General features: G+C 40.5%; 18 protein-coding genes. 4 read left to right on the top strand and 14 right to left on the bottom strand.

The features are described from left to right. Positions 1–69: 69 nt before the first annotated feature. On the top strand, positions 70–870 hold the full coding sequence (locus B2727_RS11060; RefSeq protein ID WP_033134068.1) for a M23 family metallopeptidase: 801 nt from the start codon (positions 70–72) through the stop codon (positions 868–870). Positions 871–942: 72 nt separating this feature from the next. Here the strand turns inward: B2727_RS11060 and B2727_RS11055 are convergent, their stop codons facing one another. Next, positions 943–1,365 carry an OsmC family protein gene (locus B2727_RS11055; RefSeq protein WP_005313099.1) on the bottom strand — a complete coding sequence of 141 codons (423 nt, stop codon included), beginning with the start codon at positions 1,363–1,365 and terminating at the stop codon, positions 943–945. A gap of 148 nt (positions 1,366–1,513) precedes the next feature. Between B2727_RS11055 and crp the strand changes: the two genes are divergently transcribed. Continuing rightward, positions 1,514–2,221, top strand: a complete 708-nt coding sequence (crp, locus tag B2727_RS11050; RefSeq protein WP_033134034.1) for a cAMP-activated global transcriptional regulator CRP — start codon at positions 1,514–1,516, stop codon at positions 2,219–2,221. A gap of 200 nt (positions 2,222–2,421) precedes the next feature. After that, on the top strand, positions 2,422–3,198 hold the full coding sequence (locus tag B2727_RS11045) for a M48 family metallopeptidase (RefSeq protein ID WP_004806331.1): 777 nt from the start codon (positions 2,422–2,424) through the stop codon (positions 3,196–3,198). Positions 3,199–3,272: 74 nt separating this feature from the next. Here B2727_RS11045 and B2727_RS11040 read toward each other — a convergent pair whose 3' ends face one another. The 5 genes from B2727_RS11040 to B2727_RS11020 form a co-directional block, all read right to left on the bottom strand. Beyond that, positions 3,273–4,145 carry a class I SAM-dependent methyltransferase gene (locus B2727_RS11040; RefSeq protein ID WP_033134035.1) on the bottom strand — a complete coding sequence of 291 codons (873 nt, stop codon included), beginning with the start codon at positions 4,143–4,145 and terminating at the stop codon, positions 3,273–3,275. A gap of 95 nt (positions 4,146–4,240) precedes the next feature. Continuing rightward, positions 4,241–5,761, bottom strand: a complete 1,521-nt coding sequence (locus B2727_RS11035) for a flavin-containing monooxygenase (RefSeq protein WP_033134036.1) — start codon at positions 5,759–5,761, stop codon at positions 4,241–4,243. Positions 5,762–5,854: 93 nt separating this feature from the next. Then, complete coding sequence (locus B2727_RS11030) at positions 5,855–6,679, bottom strand: SDR family NAD(P)-dependent oxidoreductase (RefSeq protein WP_004806324.1); 825 nt, start codon at positions 6,677–6,679, stop codon at positions 5,855–5,857. Between the two features lie 38 nt (positions 6,680–6,717). Continuing rightward, the gene (locus B2727_RS11025; protein ID WP_004806323.1) at positions 6,718–7,692 is read right to left on the bottom strand and encodes a metal-dependent hydrolase; all 975 of its coding nucleotides are present in this window, start codon (positions 7,690–7,692) and stop codon (positions 6,718–6,720) included. 204 nt (positions 7,693–7,896) lie between these two features. Next, positions 7,897–8,856, bottom strand: coding sequence for a metal-dependent hydrolase (locus B2727_RS11020; protein ID WP_005187540.1), 960 nt, complete (start codon positions 8,854–8,856; stop codon positions 7,897–7,899). Positions 8,857–9,343: 487 nt separating this feature from the next. Between B2727_RS11020 and B2727_RS11015 the strand changes: the two genes are divergently transcribed. Continuing rightward, positions 9,344–9,961 (top strand): TetR/AcrR family transcriptional regulator, encoded by a 618-nt coding sequence (locus B2727_RS11015; RefSeq protein ID WP_004806319.1) that lies wholly within the window; start codon positions 9,344–9,346, stop codon positions 9,959–9,961. 29 nt (positions 9,962–9,990) lie between these two features. Here B2727_RS11015 and B2727_RS11010 read toward each other — a convergent pair whose 3' ends face one another. The 8 genes from B2727_RS11010 to B2727_RS10975 all read right to left on the bottom strand — a co-directional run bounded on the left by B2727_RS11010 (position 9,991) and on the right by B2727_RS10975 (position 17,523). Beyond that, entirely contained in the window at positions 9,991–10,923 is a 933-nt protein-coding gene (locus B2727_RS11010) for a TauD/TfdA dioxygenase family protein (RefSeq protein WP_033134037.1), read from the bottom strand. Positions 10,924–11,098: 175 nt separating this feature from the next. After that, positions 11,099–11,923: an ABC transporter ATP-binding protein gene (locus B2727_RS11005; protein ID WP_033134038.1), complete on the bottom strand. Its 825-nt coding sequence runs from the start codon at positions 11,921–11,923 to the stop codon at positions 11,099–11,101. Between the two features lie 70 nt (positions 11,924–11,993). Next, positions 11,994–12,209 (bottom strand): TOBE domain-containing protein, encoded by a 216-nt coding sequence (locus tag B2727_RS11000; protein WP_004654121.1) that lies wholly within the window; start codon positions 12,207–12,209, stop codon positions 11,994–11,996. Between the two features lie 197 nt (positions 12,210–12,406). Beyond that, positions 12,407–13,534, bottom strand: coding sequence for a sigma-54 interaction domain-containing protein (locus B2727_RS10995; protein WP_005187522.1), 1,128 nt, complete (start codon positions 13,532–13,534; stop codon positions 12,407–12,409). A 138-nt stretch (positions 13,535–13,672) separates the two neighbouring features. After that, complete coding sequence (locus B2727_RS10990; RefSeq protein ID WP_033134039.1) at positions 13,673–14,695, bottom strand: ABC transporter substrate-binding protein; 1,023 nt, start codon at positions 14,693–14,695, stop codon at positions 13,673–13,675. A gap of 16 nt (positions 14,696–14,711) precedes the next feature. Beyond that, a complete protein-coding gene (locus tag B2727_RS10985) occupies positions 14,712–15,569 on the bottom strand; it encodes an ABC transporter permease (protein ID WP_005204470.1) in 858 nt (285 codons plus the stop codon). Between the two features lie 41 nt (positions 15,570–15,610). Beyond that, complete coding sequence (locus B2727_RS10980) at positions 15,611–16,441, bottom strand: ABC transporter ATP-binding protein (protein WP_033134040.1); 831 nt, start codon at positions 16,439–16,441, stop codon at positions 15,611–15,613. After that, the gene (locus B2727_RS10975; protein ID WP_033134041.1) at positions 16,438–17,523 is read right to left on the bottom strand and encodes an ABC transporter substrate-binding protein; all 1,086 of its coding nucleotides are present in this window, start codon (positions 17,521–17,523) and stop codon (positions 16,438–16,440) included. The genes B2727_RS10980 and B2727_RS10975 overlap by 4 nt, the downstream gene beginning before the upstream one ends. Positions 17,524–17,531 lie beyond the last annotated feature (8 nt).

Raw genomic sequence — 17,531 nt, 5'->3', positions numbered from 1 at the left:
AAAATCCTTATTGTGATTTTAAGGTGAACCTTTTAGTTTAACCCTTTGCTTCAATTAAAAATGCCCATCATGTCTCTAAAAACAATTTTGCTCAGTGTTGCTTCCCTGCTTCCACTTCATGCTACTTTTGCACAACTACCACAGGACTCAAGACGTGCTGGTGGTGTTGCTGTGATCCCGCTTCCAGCAAACACCACACAAGTTTTTTATGAACAAAAACCCGTCTTGATTACACAACAAGGGACACAACGCTATGCCGTGTTTGGCATTCCACTTTCCGCTCCCTTAGGTGGCTTGACCTTAACAAGCAATACCACACCAATTCAAATCGAAGTAAAGCCTTATCAATATGCCGAACAACGTTTAACGGTTAAAAACCAAGACTATGTCAATCCCACTCAAGATCAACTCGACCGTTATGCTCAAGAAGCAAAAGAGCAAAATGATATTTATAGCTCTTTTTCCCAAAGCCACTGGACCCAGTTTCCTAACTTTATTCGACCTACGGCAGGTAAATTTAGTAATTCATTTGGCAGAAAACGCTTTTTCAATGGCGAAGAACGAGCTCCTCACTCCGGTTTAGACATTCCTGCGCCTGTTGGACAAAAAGTAGTAGCGCCTGCTGATGGGGTCGTCGTACAAACAGGAAACTATTTCTTTAATGGCAATACTGTACTGATTGATCATGGCCAAGGCTTAATCAGTATGTTCTGTCATTTGAGTAAAATTAATGTCGTAAAGGGACAGCAGATTCATCAGGGTGAAACACTGGGATTGGTTGGTAAAACCGGTCGAGTCACTGGACCACATTTACACTGGGGAATGAGCCTGAATAATGCGCGAGTAGACCCACAATTATTTATAAAATAAAAAGAAAAGCTTATAAAGAAAAGTGATCTATAAAAATAGATCACTTTTTAGAAAAACTTAATAATTTATTGTTTAAGCAGCTTCAACAATTTCAAAATCATGAGTAATTTCAACACCGCCATCTGAAAGCATTTTACTGGCTGAACAATATTTTTCTGCAGAGAGTTCAACAGCTTTTTCAACTTGCTTACTTTTCACGGCTTTACCTGTCACTACGAAATGCAAATGGATTTTAGTGAACACCGCAGGAATGGAGTCTGCTCTTTCTGCTTTGAGGTGACATACAACATCCGTCACATCTTGGCGAGATTTCTTTAAAATGGTCACAATATCAAACGAAGCACACCCACCAAGTCCCATTAAAATCAATTCCATAGGACGTGGACCACGGTTTTCACCCCCATATTCAGCAGAACCATCCATCACCAAAGTGTGGCCACTTTCTGATTTTGCCTCAAAAGCAACATTCTCTAACCAATGTACACTTGTTTGCATTGCAACTACCCGAAAAACGTTATAAATTTACTCTGTTCTTGTACACTAACATAAAATGAGTTGATAAGGAATTTCATCTCTTCTGTGTAGAAAAGGCTCTACCAAGGGCCTGTGCGATCGGTTTTATCCAAATTCGGAAATTTTAAGCATGACTTCAAATTTTTCACAACTTAGCACTGATGCTTTATCTCCAGGTCAACTACCTGAATCAGTTAAAGCTTTGCTAAAACGTGCTCATATTAATAGATACCCTAAACGCACCACGATTGTTGACGCTGGAACGGAATCAAAATCACTGTATTTAATATTAAAAGGTTCAGTGTCAATTATCTTACGTGAAGATGACGAACGTGAAATTGTAGTTGCCTACCTAAACCCAGGCGATTTTTTTGGTGAAATGGGGCTTTTTGAAAAGAACCCTCAACGTACTGCAGAAGTACGTACACGAGATGTCTGTGAAATTGCAGAAATCTCTTACGACAATTTCCACGAGTTAAGTAAACAATACCCAGATCTAAGTTACGCTGTGTTTGCTCAACTGGTCCGTCGTCTTAAAAATACTACACGTAAAGTCACTGATCTAGCCTTCATTGATGTGTCAGGTCGTATTGCGCGTTGTTTAATTGACTTATCGGCTCTACCTGAAGCAATGATTTTGCCAAATGGTCGTCAGATTCGTATCACTCGCCAAGAGATTGGTCGTATCGTGGGTTGCTCTCGCGAAATGGTTGGACGTGTCCTCAAGACACTTGAAGATCAAGGTATGATTCAAACTGATGGTAAAGCAATCTTAATTTTTAATGCTTCTTTAGAAGAAAATAATTTTACAGAAGAAGAATACGATGACGAAGACTAATTTGATCTAAGATCGAATTAACTCTTAAACAAAGCCAGTGCTCGTCACTGGCTTTCATTTTTTAACAAAGAATAAGCCTTACTGATTACATAATTACAATGATTATAGAGATATTCAGAATATTAACTGCTGCCAACATTTTCTATAATCCACCCTAATCAAGACTATATTCATAAGATACTGATTTGGAGAGAATAAGTATGAAGAAATTAGCTTTAAGCCTTTGTGCCATGACCGTAATGACAATTTCTGGCTGCGCATCTTTCGCGGACATGGCTGGCGCAGATAGCGCAACTTTAAATGCTCAATCTGCACAGAGCTTCGCAAAAATGACGCAAGAAGCACGTGCTAAGAACCAACTGGATAGTAGTTCAAGTACTTATCAGCGTATCAATACTGTATTTAATCGCTTAAAACCGTATGCTGATCAAATGAACCAGACTGGTCAACGTTTTCAATGGCAACTTGCAGTACTCAAATCGGATACTGTTAATGCCTATGTAGCACCAGGTGGTAAAGTTGTTTTCTATACAGGGATTGTGAACAAGCTTAATTTAACCAATGATGAAATTGCTGCGGTAATGGGCCATGAAATGACCCATGCGCTCGAAGAACATGCCAAAAGTAAAATTGGTGCTCAAGCTTTAACAAATCTTGCGATTGGCATTGGTAAATCGTATGCAGGTAGCAGCATAGGTGATCTAGGCAGCGCAGCAATCGATTTAGGCAGTCAAGTGGGGATCGGCTTACCATACTCACGTAATTTAGAGAGCCGTGCCGATTATGGTGGTTTAATGCTCATGGCGAAAGCAGGCTATAACCCGAATGCAGCAATCAGTCTATGGGAAAAAATGAATCGTTTAGATGGCGCTGGTGGTGGTTCATTCTTATCAACTCACCCATCAAATACTCAACGTATTGGTGATATGCGTAAAAACTTACCAGCTGCTTTGGCTGTTTATAACCAACGCCGTTAATCAACAGCCCCTTAAATTCTTAAGTTCGGATTTAAGGGGTTTTTCGTATCAACTCATTTATTACTGAATCAAGCTCACATTAATCGCAAGTGCAACATATGCGTTGCGATGGTATGACGGATATGATCAGGTCGAGCATGAAAATAACGCTCACTTAAACCATCACCTGATAAATCCTCAGTAACGATATACCCCATTTGTTCTACTGCCTGATGCAGTGTCTTTGGTCTAAATTGCCCTTTTAAGGGTTCTTTTAAAAACCGAGTAAATTGCGACACAAACAAGGTGCCTAAACGCTCTATGCCCTCCAACTCACGATAGTCAACCGAGTAGTCCAAGACCACCTCGCTCCCCTGTGTGGCAATCTGTGCAATACTTGCCAAAGTATTTAAGGTCGTTGCTGGTTCTAGATAATGGGTTGTCCCCAACCATGAAAAAAAAGCCACCTGATCTTGCTGAAAAGAACTTCGAGCTAGAGCATCTGCGATCGATTCTTTTTCAAAATCAATCGCAACAAATTCAACATTCGCTGGAAGCGGGCCATATTGGCGTAGTTTACGTTGTTTTGCTGCTTGGGTATCTGGATGATCCACTTCATAAATCTTCAGCTGTGGATACTGCTGTGATTGTCGCAGGGTAAATGAATCTAATCCCGCCCCGACCAATACATATTGTACTACGCCCCGCTCAATCGCTGCCTGGAGCTGATCTTCGGCGTAGCGTGAACGCCCAACCACCTGTCCAGTCAATAAGCCAAAAGTACGGTTAAACACCGATGAATTCATCACTTTCACAGTTAACGAAGTGGTTAACAGTTTCTTCCAGCCCGTACTGGTTAACTCAAAAGCAAAAGGGTCGGAAAAGACTGGATTTTCAGCATTTTGAAAATGATTGGCACGTAATGCTGCAGCTGCTTCAGCCGTACGACTCGATTGTCCTTCTTTCATTTTGATTCCCCATTTTTATTACTATCTTGCAAAAAATAAGCAGCAAATTCCATCGCTAGACAAAATTTACTGCTTATTAATGACCAAATTAAAAATTATTTAGTTTTTTCAGTTTGATACGTCACTTGATAATCATTTAAGTCCATACGTTTCAAACGTTGCTTTAACTTTTTCAATGACCACGGCCATGCAGCAAAGTTACGGCCATTGGCATCTAAGTAGTAACTCTTACATCCACCGGCATTAAACACGGTAGTTTTAAGATGTTTTTGCACGAGCTCATTATGATGCTTGATCACTTCAGGCTTGATGTTCAGCTTGGCGATGCCTTTGTCTCTAATTTTGAGTAGACCATCCACAATATAATCGAGCTGTGCTTCAGCCAAACCAATGAAGGAGTCATACACCAAGACATTTGGTCCTAAAACCAAGAAAGCATTCGGGACATTTTCAATGCTGGTACCCAAATAAGCTTCTGGTGAACTACTTTTCCAAAGATCATTCAGACATTCACCTTTCTCATTTGAGACACGTTTACCAATCGGTGGATGCGATACTTCGAAGCCTGTTCCCCAAATAATCACATCGACTTCATGACGTTCACCATTCGCAGACACCACAGTATTACCTTCTACTTTCACCAATCCATGTGGAATCAGTTTGGTATTCGGCTGCTGTAAGGCTGGATAGTAGTTGTTAGCGAATAAAAGACGTTTACAACCAATAGTAAAGTTCGGAGTTACGTTTTTACGTAATTCAGGATCTTCAATTTGGAAACGTAAAATCAATTTCGCCAACTCTCCAACAGGCTTGAGTACTGCTGGGTTACGTAAACCAAAATTGATCGCATTTAAAGACTGAGCAACCGTTTGACGCCATGTCTTTTGAATCAATGGGAATTTTTCAATCAAGGCTTTACTAACATCACCTAAATCAGTGTCGGGCTTTGGTACCACCCAAGGAGCTGTACGTTGATAGACATACAATTCTTTCGCCAAAGGCTGAATCTGAGGAACAAACTGAATCGCAGAAGCTCCTGTTCCAATCACAGCAATACGCTTGCCAGTTAGATCGTAATCATGGTTCCATTTCGCAGAATGGAACATTTCACCTTTAAAGGTTTCCAACCCTTCAAGTTTTGGAATTTGCGCCTCGGTAATTGGACCCGTTGCAAAAACCACAGTTCTGGATAAGTTTTGACCTTTATTGGTATCAATCACCCATAGATTACGCTCTTTATCCCATGCTGCATTCAATAGCTCTGTACCAAATTCAATTTTTGAGCTGACATTAAAGTTTTCGCTCACTTCTTCTAAATAGCTCAGAATCTCTGGCTGACGAGCAAACAAATGACTCCATTTTGCGCTTGGCGCAAATGAATATGAATACAACGCCGATGGTACATCACAGCCACAACCTGGGTAGGTATTTTCGCGCCAAGTTCCCCCTACGCGTGCCGCTTTCTCAATGATCTTGTAGTTGCTATAACCTACTTGATCAAGACGAATTGCAGTTGCGATACCCGAAATCCCCGCGCCTACGATAAAACTATCATAGATGTGTTGTGGTAAAGCCTTTCCTTCAGCTGAGTTTAATTTTTTTGCTTGAGCTGTCATTTAAAAATATCCTTTATTCATACAACTGAAATAAGCCTGTCGCTAACCGAGTTTCGTCTTATCTCAGTATTTAAAATCTTTTATCCGAGGCAATTACTTCATAAATCGGTACGATGTGCCTAAGAATTTTGCATACAAATTCGGTGCAGTACGTTTCATTAACCAAAACAACTTGGCATCGATTTGTGGAATGGTATAAAGCTCACCTTTATCCAAACGATCCAAGGTCAGTTTGGCCACCTTGTCACTGGTGGTAAAAGCCAAATTAGTTAAGGCATAATCTAAAAGCCCTTTATGCGGGACTTTGCCATTTTTAATGATATTGGTCGGTACTAAGGTTGGACAAAGCACATTGACCTTGATATTCGATTTTCGCAGTTCAGCCGAAAGTGTTTCTGACAAGGCACGAACACCTGCTTTAGAGACGTTATAGACGGTCATTTCTGGTGCGGCAGTATAAGATGCAGCGGAAGCCACATTAATAATTGCACCATGTCCAAGTTGTTTAAACTTCGGTACAAAAGCACGGCAGCCGTGGATCACACCCCATAAATTAATATTCATGCACCAATGCCAATCTTCAGAAGACATTTCATCAAACTTGCCTCCTAGACCAATCCCTGCATTATTAATCACTAATGTGACTGGATTCTGCATCAATTGTTGGGCCTGCTCAGCCAACTGATTGACTTGCTCTTCTTTGGCCACATCACATTGCACAGCAAAGGCTTTGGCTCCAAGGGCCTCAACTAAACTGACTGTTTCTTTTGCTGCATCAAGGTTAATGTCCGAACACACCACTGTGCCGCCACGTTTTGCCAGTTCAAGTGCAAAACTACGACCAATCCCACTTCCTGCACCAGTCACCACAGCAAATGCTTTTTGGCTTGGCTTAGTTTTCTTCCCGAATAATTTCATCTTTGTTTTCCAATCTTTTCGTATGGATATGGACCAAGTTATGCAGTCGCTGCACGTACAGGTGGTACAAACTCTTTAAGGAAATAAGGGCTTAATAAACCAGTTTCAGGGTTTAATAAACGTTCTTTGTAATACGCCATATACGCGGTGGTATCATGGTCATTGGGATGAAAACTTGGACGTAAATATTCAAGAATGTGCATAAAGCTACTTCCAAATACGCCACGCTCGCTACCGAACAGTAAAGCTGTGCTTTCCACAATATCTTTCATATAACGAGGATTAATCAGGTTACTTGGCTTACGGACAAACGGCATTAGATAACCACCCAATGACACACCACCTAGGATGGTTAAGCTTGCCAACAAGAAACCTGTAATTCTGAGCCAATAATTACCGGATAGCTCAAGAAAGACATCGTACGCAATATCTTTATGCTCAGACTCTTCCAACATGTGCCACATCCACATGGCACGCTGTCTTTCATCTTGAGAACCCAACAGGTATTCTTCGTGCTGCATCATGAATTCGGCAAGTACAGCGGTATAATGTTCAATGCCTGCCATCAATGAAAGCTGTAACGATTGTGGAAGTTTATAGATGCCATATTCGAAAACTTTCCCTGCAATAGCACGCAGCAACTCAACTGGATAACCATTTTCTTTCAAGACTTCATCATTAAACTGATTGTGGATTTTTGAATGAATCGCTTCTTGTCCAATCAGAGATGTGAGTCGTTGTTTTAAAATCGGATCTTCAATAAAGTCACGATGATGACGTGCAGTATCAATTACTACATCTTCACCAAAAGTGAGAAAGATGGATAAAGCATGAAAATAAGAGGTTGCAAGCTCTTTATTTAAAAAGAATCTTTCATCCAATTCTGCTGGGTTGAATTTGAAATCAAAATGGCGAATTGGAATCGGTGACTTATTCGCAAGATTTTGAATAATGCCCTGATATTTGGTACTGAGTTTGTCTGAGAAGACATTTCGAAGAACTTGAGCGACCATATCTTGATCCCCTAAAACTGCATTACAACTTAAAAGGCTTAGCCAATTTGTATATCTCTACATACAGCGACTGGATAAGATTGCTTGGTTGCATAGTGCATGACGACAATATAGGCAACAAGAACCAAACTGCTCATCGCACGCTGAGCTTTTTTGCCAATTCAGCGCGCAATGGCATGCATACTGTGCATACTTAATTCAGCATTAAGCAGCTTGTACCTTTGGTGTAAATTCCTTCACAAAGAATGGATGCAATGCACCACCCTCGGATAAAAGTTTCTTTTCGTAATATTCAAAATAAGCTGTTGCATCATGATCATTTGGATGGAAGTCAGTCCGTAAATAATCAAAAATACGGCCTTGCGTACTTCCAAAAACACCATCTTTCGGACTAAAGATGAGCTTGACACCACGTCGTGCATCTTTCCAGAATTTCGAAGTCAACATTTCTTGTGGCTTACGTAAAATAGGTACCATGGTTGCCGAAAACGGGATCAATCCAAGAATAGTGAAATAAGCCAAGAAGAAGCCTGAAATACGTAAGGCATAGTTTCCATTCAGTGTTTGATAGACATCATAGGCAACATCTTTATGCTCTGATTCTTCAAGCATATGCCACATCCATAATGCACGTGTTTTCGCATCATCAGAGAAATAGAAATTCTGCTCATGCGCCATCATGTACTCTGCCAGTACAGCAGTAAAATGCTCAATCCCAGCCATTAATGACAGCTTCAAAGGTTGAGGGAATTTCAAGAAAATGTGATCAAAAAATTGTTCACCCAAGAAACGATAGAGTCTTACTGGATAATCCAGTTCAACAATTGCATCATTAAACTCATTATGTAGTTTGGAGTGAATTGCTTCCTGACCAATTAATGAAGTCACACGCTGTCTTAAGATCGGGTCTTTCAATTGATCACGGTGGTGACGTGCTGTTTCAATCACCAAGTCTTCGCCATAAGTTAAAAATACTGACAGGGTCGCGAAGAAAATCGTAGCGAATTGATTATTCATATAGAATGAGAGATCAACTTGTTTCCCTTCAAATCCGATGGCCAAGTGACGAATTGGAATACTTTTTTTACTCGCAAAATCAATTTGCTCAGTTATTGGGTTAGATTTAAATAAACTTAAACCTTTCTTTAATGTGCTGCTAATCATGGCTACACCTACCTACTTCACTTGAGCGTCATTTGCCCTTTGACATGCGTTGCATCGGGTTCATCTCTTTTCATCCTTCTCCTCATTTGAGAAGTCTGAAAAAATATTCGGGAGATTTTTTTGAACCTGATCCTAATATGAAATTACTTTAAACCGATCTTATGTTCGGATTCAATTCGGGTAATTTTCGACGTTTTAACAGGTAGATTTTTCATAAAAGTTGTTCGTTGTTCATTTTTTAAAATAGAAATAAGTAAAACTTAATTTTAACTTTTATATTGAATATCAAATAGATAATTAAAATTAAAAACAAAGATTATTGATGTAAATCCGTATCTGTCTTTAAGAAGACAGATTTTATTACAGATAAAATATAAATATTAAAATGTATGTAATTTTATTTGTTCGGATTAATTTACTCTGACTTCCCCTGCTTTCAACCGCATGTTAATCTGAAGTTATGTTCGGATTTTAATAATAAGATTTTATGGCAACTCGTAAACCACGTCAGTCACGTTCTAAAGTCACAGTAGATACCATTATTGAAGCAGGCTTTATTGCAGTAGCAACCAATGGTACCAGCGGCACCACCACGCGGCATATTGCTGATATTGCAGGTGTCAGCGTTGGCTCGTTGTACGAATATTTTAAGAACAAAGAAGAAATTTATGATGCGATGGCCAGAACTTTTGTCAAAGAAGTCTTGGATATGGTGAAAGAACTCACACCGATCATGATTGAGCAGGAACTCGAACCTTTATTTGAAATGATCTTCTATACCTTCCGTGATCTGCTGACACGCGATGATGACCGCTATCTGATCTGCCTACGCTATGCGACAGAACTCAAATATGAAAAATATATCGGTCAAATTGAGATGGCACTGATGGAAGTCTTGATGAAGTATATGATTCGCCACCCTCGTTACCTAAAGGTCAATAATCTTAGCGTGACAGCTTATATCAGTATTAATAGTAGTATTTTCAATGTCGCTCGTCATTTGATCTTACCCAATCCACAAATTAGCTTTGATGAAATGGTCAAAGGTTTAAGTACCATGATTATTAGTTATATCGAAGCAGAATTGGCAAAAGCAGGAAATTAAAAGCCAGCTTTCGCTGGCTCAGTTTAACTTTAGAATGGTCTTGCACCCGCCAAACTAACACGTTTCAATAAACGACGTTGCTCGGCTGGAAAGGCTGTGCGCGAATGTAAGGTCAGTTGGTTATCCCAATAGACAATATCCCCAATTTCCCACTGATGTTCATAACGATATTGAGGTTGCACAATATGGGCTCTTAAGCGGTCGATCAATGCAGCACCCTTTTGATCGTCATAGCCTACGACTTCCACTTCGGTTTGCGCATCCAGATAGATACCACGACGACCACTTTCAGAATGGGTACGAACTAATGGATGCGGGAATGCAGCGCCTAATATCGGTTGATCAGAAAAGCGATATTTTGGAATTGGGCTTTTATCCTTTAAGCGTAAAAATGGATTATACGTAATCAGTTGCAGCCCTTCGATCTCATCTTTGGTTTCCTGATCTAGGTCTTCATAGGCCTGAACAGTATTATACCAACTGGTCGCGCCTCCATCTTTTGGAAGTTCAATTGCGTAAAGCAAGGATCCACTAGAAGGCTGCGGTGTCCAGTGATGGTCACTATGCGGGGTGAGTTCGCCATGACCGGTATAATCGCCTTCTCCAACCGCATTGGATACCGGCACGATATCAGGTGGTGCATTGGTATCGTTGCGCGTTGCCAATACAGGTACATCTGTTGGTGGACGGAAAATTCCGCCAAAGTAACTGGCAAAAGCAAGTAAGTCATTGTCTTGCAAGTCTTGCGCCTTGATAACCAGAATTAAATGTTCATGTAATGCCTTTTTCAGCTTGAGAATCACTTCCCCGCTTTGTGGTTTGCTGGCATCTAAACCAGTTACAATCGCTCCCAATGCGCCTTCGATTGGTGTGATTTGTACGGTATCTAAACTATGTTTCTTGTATTCATGCCAACGCGGTGCATTTTCGATCGCGGCTGAAAGCTGTGTGAGTACGGTCATTTTCTTTCCTATAGATCATTCATTATATTTTTCAAAGCATCGAGCTTTATTCATGATTCCCCAATCACAAAAAATAGTGATTCAGTTAAATATATGCAAACCGTGAAATATAAGAACCAATATTTTTATATTAATTTATTTATTTTTATGATTATAAAATTCAGCTTACCTGGGATTACCAAGCAAACTGAAACTGATTAAAATCGTTAACAACAGGGATAATTAAATAATCTTCGACTGCATGACTAAAATCAGTCAAAATATCATTTCTAATTGCAGCAAGTCGGACATCTTCACGAACACGTGGGTGTGGCAAATGAACAGGAACAATCCGCTTGATTCGACCTGGATTCGGTTGCATCACCACAACACGATCACCGAGGAAAACTGCCTCTTCCACATCATGCGTTACGATAATCATGGTAATTTTTTCGGCTTGCCAAATCCGTTGTAATTCCTTTTGTAGATTGGCGCGTGTTAGTGCATCTAGTGCGCCAAAGGGTTCGTCTAGCAACAATATTTTAGGTCGATTAATCAGGCTTCTCGCAATCGCAACACGTTGACTCATGCCCCCTGAAAGCTGTGCTGGATAAGCATCTTTAAACTTAGTCAAACCAACCAACTCAATATGCTCATCAATCAACTGATTCTGTTCCGCAACCGTTAATTTACGATTTAACAATGCAACCCGAATGTTATCTTGTACATTCAGCCAAGGAAATAATCGATGATCTTGAAAGACAATACCTCGCTCTAGACTGGTACCTTGAATCGGTTGTCCATCGACTAGAATCTTACCTTCAAATTGATCATCCAAGCCGACGAGTAACCGTAATAAAGTTGATTTTCCACAGCCACTACTGCCAACGATGCTGACAAATTCCCCCGATTTAATCTCCAAAGAAATATCATCCAATACAGTTAAGGCATGCTCTTGATACTGTCCATACGATTTATTGAGATGATTAATTTTTACTGAACCAACATTTAATGATGTCATTTTAGCCCCCCTAAAATAGAAATCAAAAATATAATAAGATCAATCCTTACTATATTTTCGATATGACTTTCTATAGTTTTGCCAAAGCAACTTCTGTAGACTTAATTAAAACAATGACTTCACTACCTAATTCTAAATTTAGATTTTTAACTGATCGTGTCGTAATCACTGAAGTAAAAACTCCCGCAGGTGTTTCTACATCCACCTCAGAAACTACACTTCCTTCAATAATTTCTTTAACCACACCACGAAATTGATTACGCACATTAATTTGAGGAATACTCATCTTTCACCACTTTGCATCTGTTTATTAAATTATGTACTCACATATTAGGCAAATCATAAATATTTAGAACTATTATTTTTGAATACTTTTTGATTAAAAAAATATATTTATTTTCAATCATTGATTATTATTTTTTTAGCAAAGTAATTTCCAACCAATAAAAAGGTGAACTTCTGTCACCTGATTATTTAATACAACTAGCCTAATAACTCTTCCAACATAATATTGACTACTTTATCGTTTCCCACTAAGCCGTATTTGACCAATCGTGCACGCACGATATTGCGACTAATCCCTAAAAGCTTTGCTGTTTGCACCTGATTACGATGGCAATATTCATAAGCAATACGAATCGTGGCTTCCTCAATCAAGCGATCAAGATTTTCATTTTTCAAGGCATGGGAGGACTCAAATAAATTAAGAAGCGCATGCTGCAACATTTGTTTAGGCAATAAATCTGTTCGTGGAATGGTTTGCGTACTTTTTTCCAAGTCAGAAATTTGTCGTAAATTTAGGCTACTGGATAAGGATGCAAAGCAAAAATCCGTAGGTTGAATTTGATGGTTCTTGCAGACCAGTAAGGCATGATGAATGGCATTTTCCAGTTCTCGAATATTACCCGGATAGCCATAGGTCAATAGTTTCTGAACTGCGCTTGGACTCAGTGTCGCAATGGGATAACCCAAACGCTTGCAATATTGGGCAATAAAAAAATTAGCCAACGGCAGAATGTCCCCTGGACGTTCTGCCAAGGGTGACACTTTCAGCAATGCCACATTCAGACGATAGAATAAATCTTCACGAAACTTACCAGCTTGAACTGCCTCATCGAGATGGACATTGGTTGCGGCAATGACACGTACATTCAGCTTAATTGGCTTGAGTGAACCGACGCGAACAATTTCACGCTCTTGCAAGACCCGTAACAATTTCACCTGCATCGCAGGAGATAAATCACCGACTTCATCCAAAAACAATGTGCCATGATTCGCCGCTTCAAACCAACCCGCCTTGCTATTGATCGCACCAGTAAATGCACCTTTTTCATGTCCGAAAAGTTCACTTTCCGCCAATGATTCTGTAAATGCACCACAATTTACTGCCACAAAAGGACCACGACTACGCTGGCTCATCATATGCACCTGACGGGCAACCAGTTCTTTCCCCGTCCCAGTATTGCCAATAATCAGGACGCTGGCCTCGCTTGGTGCAATCTGTTCGATACGATCCAGCAAATCTCTTGATTTTTGATCTTCAAAAACCATTGCTGTGGCACGCTCAGTACGCGTTAAAGTCTGATTTTGTGGATAAGTAATGAATGACATGCATTTACTTCCCTATTGTTCTAAAAGAGAAGTTATCTTGCATGACTATTTGCTTAAATAGAAATCAGTAATTCACCTTTGTTATTTCCATTTATTAAAATAGAAATAAACGTCAGTTAATTAAACTACAAAGATGATTTAATTTTGACTATATTCATTATATTGATTGCTATATATCTTTTTATAATCAATCTGATTTTGTTTTAACTGACCTTCTTCAATTAAATTATCCACCCATATTTTAAAATCATTATTTTTAAATTTTCCAGCAGTACTTGGAATTCCCCACTGTGTCCAATATTTTAACATGGCATTATTTTCAGGGCGTTTACGCCTCTCCAAAATCTGCTCGAAGCGTGCGATCACCTGATCCCTCGGTTGTTGCCTAGACCACTCAATCGCTTTGGCAATGCCAGTGACCACTTTACGTGTGGTATTCGGATGTTCAGCTATATAGCGATTTGCCATGACATAAGTTCCAGTTGTCAGATCGCCAACAAGGTCATAATCACGATAAAGACGACGTACACCACCCCGTTCGATTGATGGGCCTGTCAATGGTGCTAAATCCACATGACCATTTCTTAGTGCTTGCTCTGAAGAACCAGGTGGCAAGACCACAAGCGTGACCTGATTGATTTCCTCAGGGCTGAGTCCTCCTTTTTTTAAGTAAGTCTTGAGCATATATTCCACTTGTGCACCCAGAATATTGGTGCCGACCTTTTTACCAATTAAATCTCTGGCTGAATGAATTGGACTATTTTCAAGAACATAATAGCCAGCAAAAGGATCATCGAAAGTCCCATAGGCAGCAATCACAACAGTGCCGGGTACGCCACTGGCGACCATTTTAACCGCTGAACCTGCAAAACTTGGACTACTAATATCACTATCACCTGACAAAGCAGATTGAATACCTTGTGGCCCGCCTGTGGAAACACCCTGATAGCTTAATTTGATTGGCGCAAGATAACCCAAATCTTCAGCCAGCTCTAAGGGAGTAACGATGCCTGGCGAACCGAGATATTTAAATTCTAAAGATTCAGGTCCATCCAATGTGTCCAGTTTCGATTCTTGTTTCGCACATCCCAACAAGATGAGTGACATTGTCACCATACAACTCAGATCAAATAGATGCTTTCCCCAGCCTTGCTTAAACATGTTAATCTACTCCTGACTAGCGTTCGATTTTCCAAGCGGTCAAACGCTTTTCGATCGCAAGCAGACTGTAATTAAACAGCAAGCCAATGGTAGTAATACTTATGATGCCAAAGAACATTTCAGGAATCTGGAAGTTATATTGCGCATAATTAATCAGATAACCCAGACCTGCTTTTGCCCCAACCATTTCAGCCGCAATCAGCATCAATACTGAAAAAGACCCTGCCAAACGCACCCCCACAAAAATCGTTGGAATCGCTGCGGGTAAAATCACTTTACGGAATAACTGAATCGAACTCAGCCCCATGGTTCGTGCAGACTTGATCAACAATGGATCAACATTTCGAACACCACTAATCGTGTTCAGCAAAATTGGCCATGTGCAGGCATAGGTCACCAATGCAATTTTCGAACTTTCACCAATCCCAAGAAAAAGAATAAACACAGGCAATAAAGCTAATGCAGCCGTGTTGCGGAACACTTCCAATAAAGGACTCAGAAACTCGGAAAAGCGTGTGTACCAACCAATTGCCAGCCCCAAAGGAATCGCGACAATGATCGCAAAAATAAAACCACTGAGAGAACGGATTAAACTGGCTTGCAAATGCGTCAAGAGTTGTCCATTTTGGATCAAGCCCCAACCACTGAGCAACACGGTGGAAAATGCTGGCAAGAAAGCGGAATCGACCAAACCAATCCGCGGTACGATTTCCCAGATGGCTAAAAAGAGTAAAATCGCAGCTGATCGTTTAAAACTTGTGGAAAGCCAGCTTAGATTAAAACCATCCCCCAAAGAACTGATCTTAGGTGGAGAAGAAATGGAACTGGACTGAATTGTTTTTGGAAACGTTAATGTCTCTTTTGTACTCGACATAATCACCTCTGCTTCTTATTAATCTTTAAAATACGTTGTGCTTAAGCAACCAACTGCTTCTGTTTTTCCTGCTCTTGAGCCTTCAATACTTCTTCACGTAACAAGCTCCAAATCTGATGACGCAATTGGCTGAATTCTGGGCTGGAACGTACATCCTCCTGATCGCTTCGTAGCTCAGCAGGAACTTCAATCACCTGTTTGATTCGCCCCGGACGTGAGGTCATAATGGCAATGCGCTGCCCTAAATAAATGGCTTCATCAATACTATGGGTGATAAAAATGATGGTCTTCTGAGTCTGTTGCCAGATTTTGACCAATTCAGCCTGTAAGGTTTCACGGGTCTGCGCATCGAGTGCGGCAAAAGGTTCATCCATCAATAGAATGTCTGGGTCATAGGCCAGACTCCGTGCAATTGCGACCCGCTGTTTCATGCCACCTGAAAGTTCATTGGGATAATGATGTTCAAACTCCGCCAGCCCCACTAAATTTAGGAAATACTTTGCCGTTTGATAACGCTGTTGTTTATCAACACCTTTTGCATCCAAGCCAAACTCAATATTTTCTAGGGCCGTTAACCACGGAAACAGTGCATATTGCTGAAAGACAATGCCACGCTCCAACCCCGGTTTTTTAATCGCTTGCCCATCAATAGTGATTTGGCCTGAGCTTGGTGTGGTTAAACCAGCCAAAAGATCTAGCAATGTTGATTTTCCGCATCCACTCGGACCAACAATGGCAACAAACTCACCCGCCTTGACATCTAAAGACAGATTTTCAACCGCTACAAAATCTTCTGCTTGGACTTTTGCGCCTTTGACTTTTTTGGCAGCAAAAGACTTATAAACATTTTCAATTTTTAATTTTGTGCTCATTGGCTATGCTCCTTACTGTGCTGACCGTCAGCTAGATTTTTATTTTCACTTGCATAGGGATTAAACTGATTAGTGAATAAAGCATCCGCCTTAACCTGATTCGGTTTAAACTCACCACGTTTCTCAAATAGGTCAATCCAACGTTGATATTGCGCTGCGTTTAACAATCCACCTTGGCTCACTACGCCATAGCTGCGCCAGTACTGCATCAATACATCGCTTTCATTGCGTTTTCTTTTTTCAATAATGCTTTTAAAGCGGGCTAAGACTTGTTCACGAGGCGTTTGCTTAGTCCATTCCACAGCTTTGGCAACACCTGTGACAAATTGCCTGACCACTTCTGGATGCTGCTGGATGAATTTTTCAGTGAAAACATAACTGCCTGCGGTAAAACTGCCATACAGATCCGTATCTGAGACCAGTTTTCTTAGACCACCGCGTTCCAAGGCCTTGTCTTGGAAAATAGAAACCAGTGCTGCAGCATCTACCTGTCCAGCACGTAAAGCTTGTTCGGTATTGGTGGGAGGCAACACTACGAATTCAACTTGATTGATTTCATCATTACTTAAACCTTGGCGAGCTAAATAGTCTTTTAAAACAAATTCATAATGTGCACCCAAAGTGTTTACTGCCACTTTTTTGCCGATCAAATCACGCGCTGAATGAATCTGACTATTATTCGGGACGTAATAGCCCACCCAGCTTTTGTCATCACTGCCATAGGAGGCAACCACTGCTTTGATCTTAATCCCTGCCGCAGCAAGCTTAATGATTGCACCATCAAAAGCAGTTGCCACATCTACATCGCCCGTGGTTAATGCTTGTAAGTCCTGCGGACCACCTTGCACGCTCCCCACATATTTCAACTTTAAGTCACCTAAATAACCCAAGTCTTCAGCCAGCTCAGGCAATGACACTACACTGGTTAAAGATTGGTAGCGGAGTTCATGTACCTGATTGGCTGGAGTGTCAGATTGTTTACTACATGCCATGAGACTGAATGCCATTAAACTGAATACACTGAGCTGCCCAAGCGATTTAAAGCGACGTTTGAAAAACTGCCGAAAATTCTGTTGTTTCATTTTATTAT

The sequence above is a fragment of the Acinetobacter sp. UBA991 genome, from assembly GCF_002292065.1.
GTDB classification, from domain to species: Bacteria; Pseudomonadota; Gammaproteobacteria; order Pseudomonadales; family Moraxellaceae; genus Acinetobacter; species Acinetobacter higginsii.
Note: the sequence above shows the minus strand (reverse complement) of the source record. Positions and strands in the feature narration are given on the sequence as shown.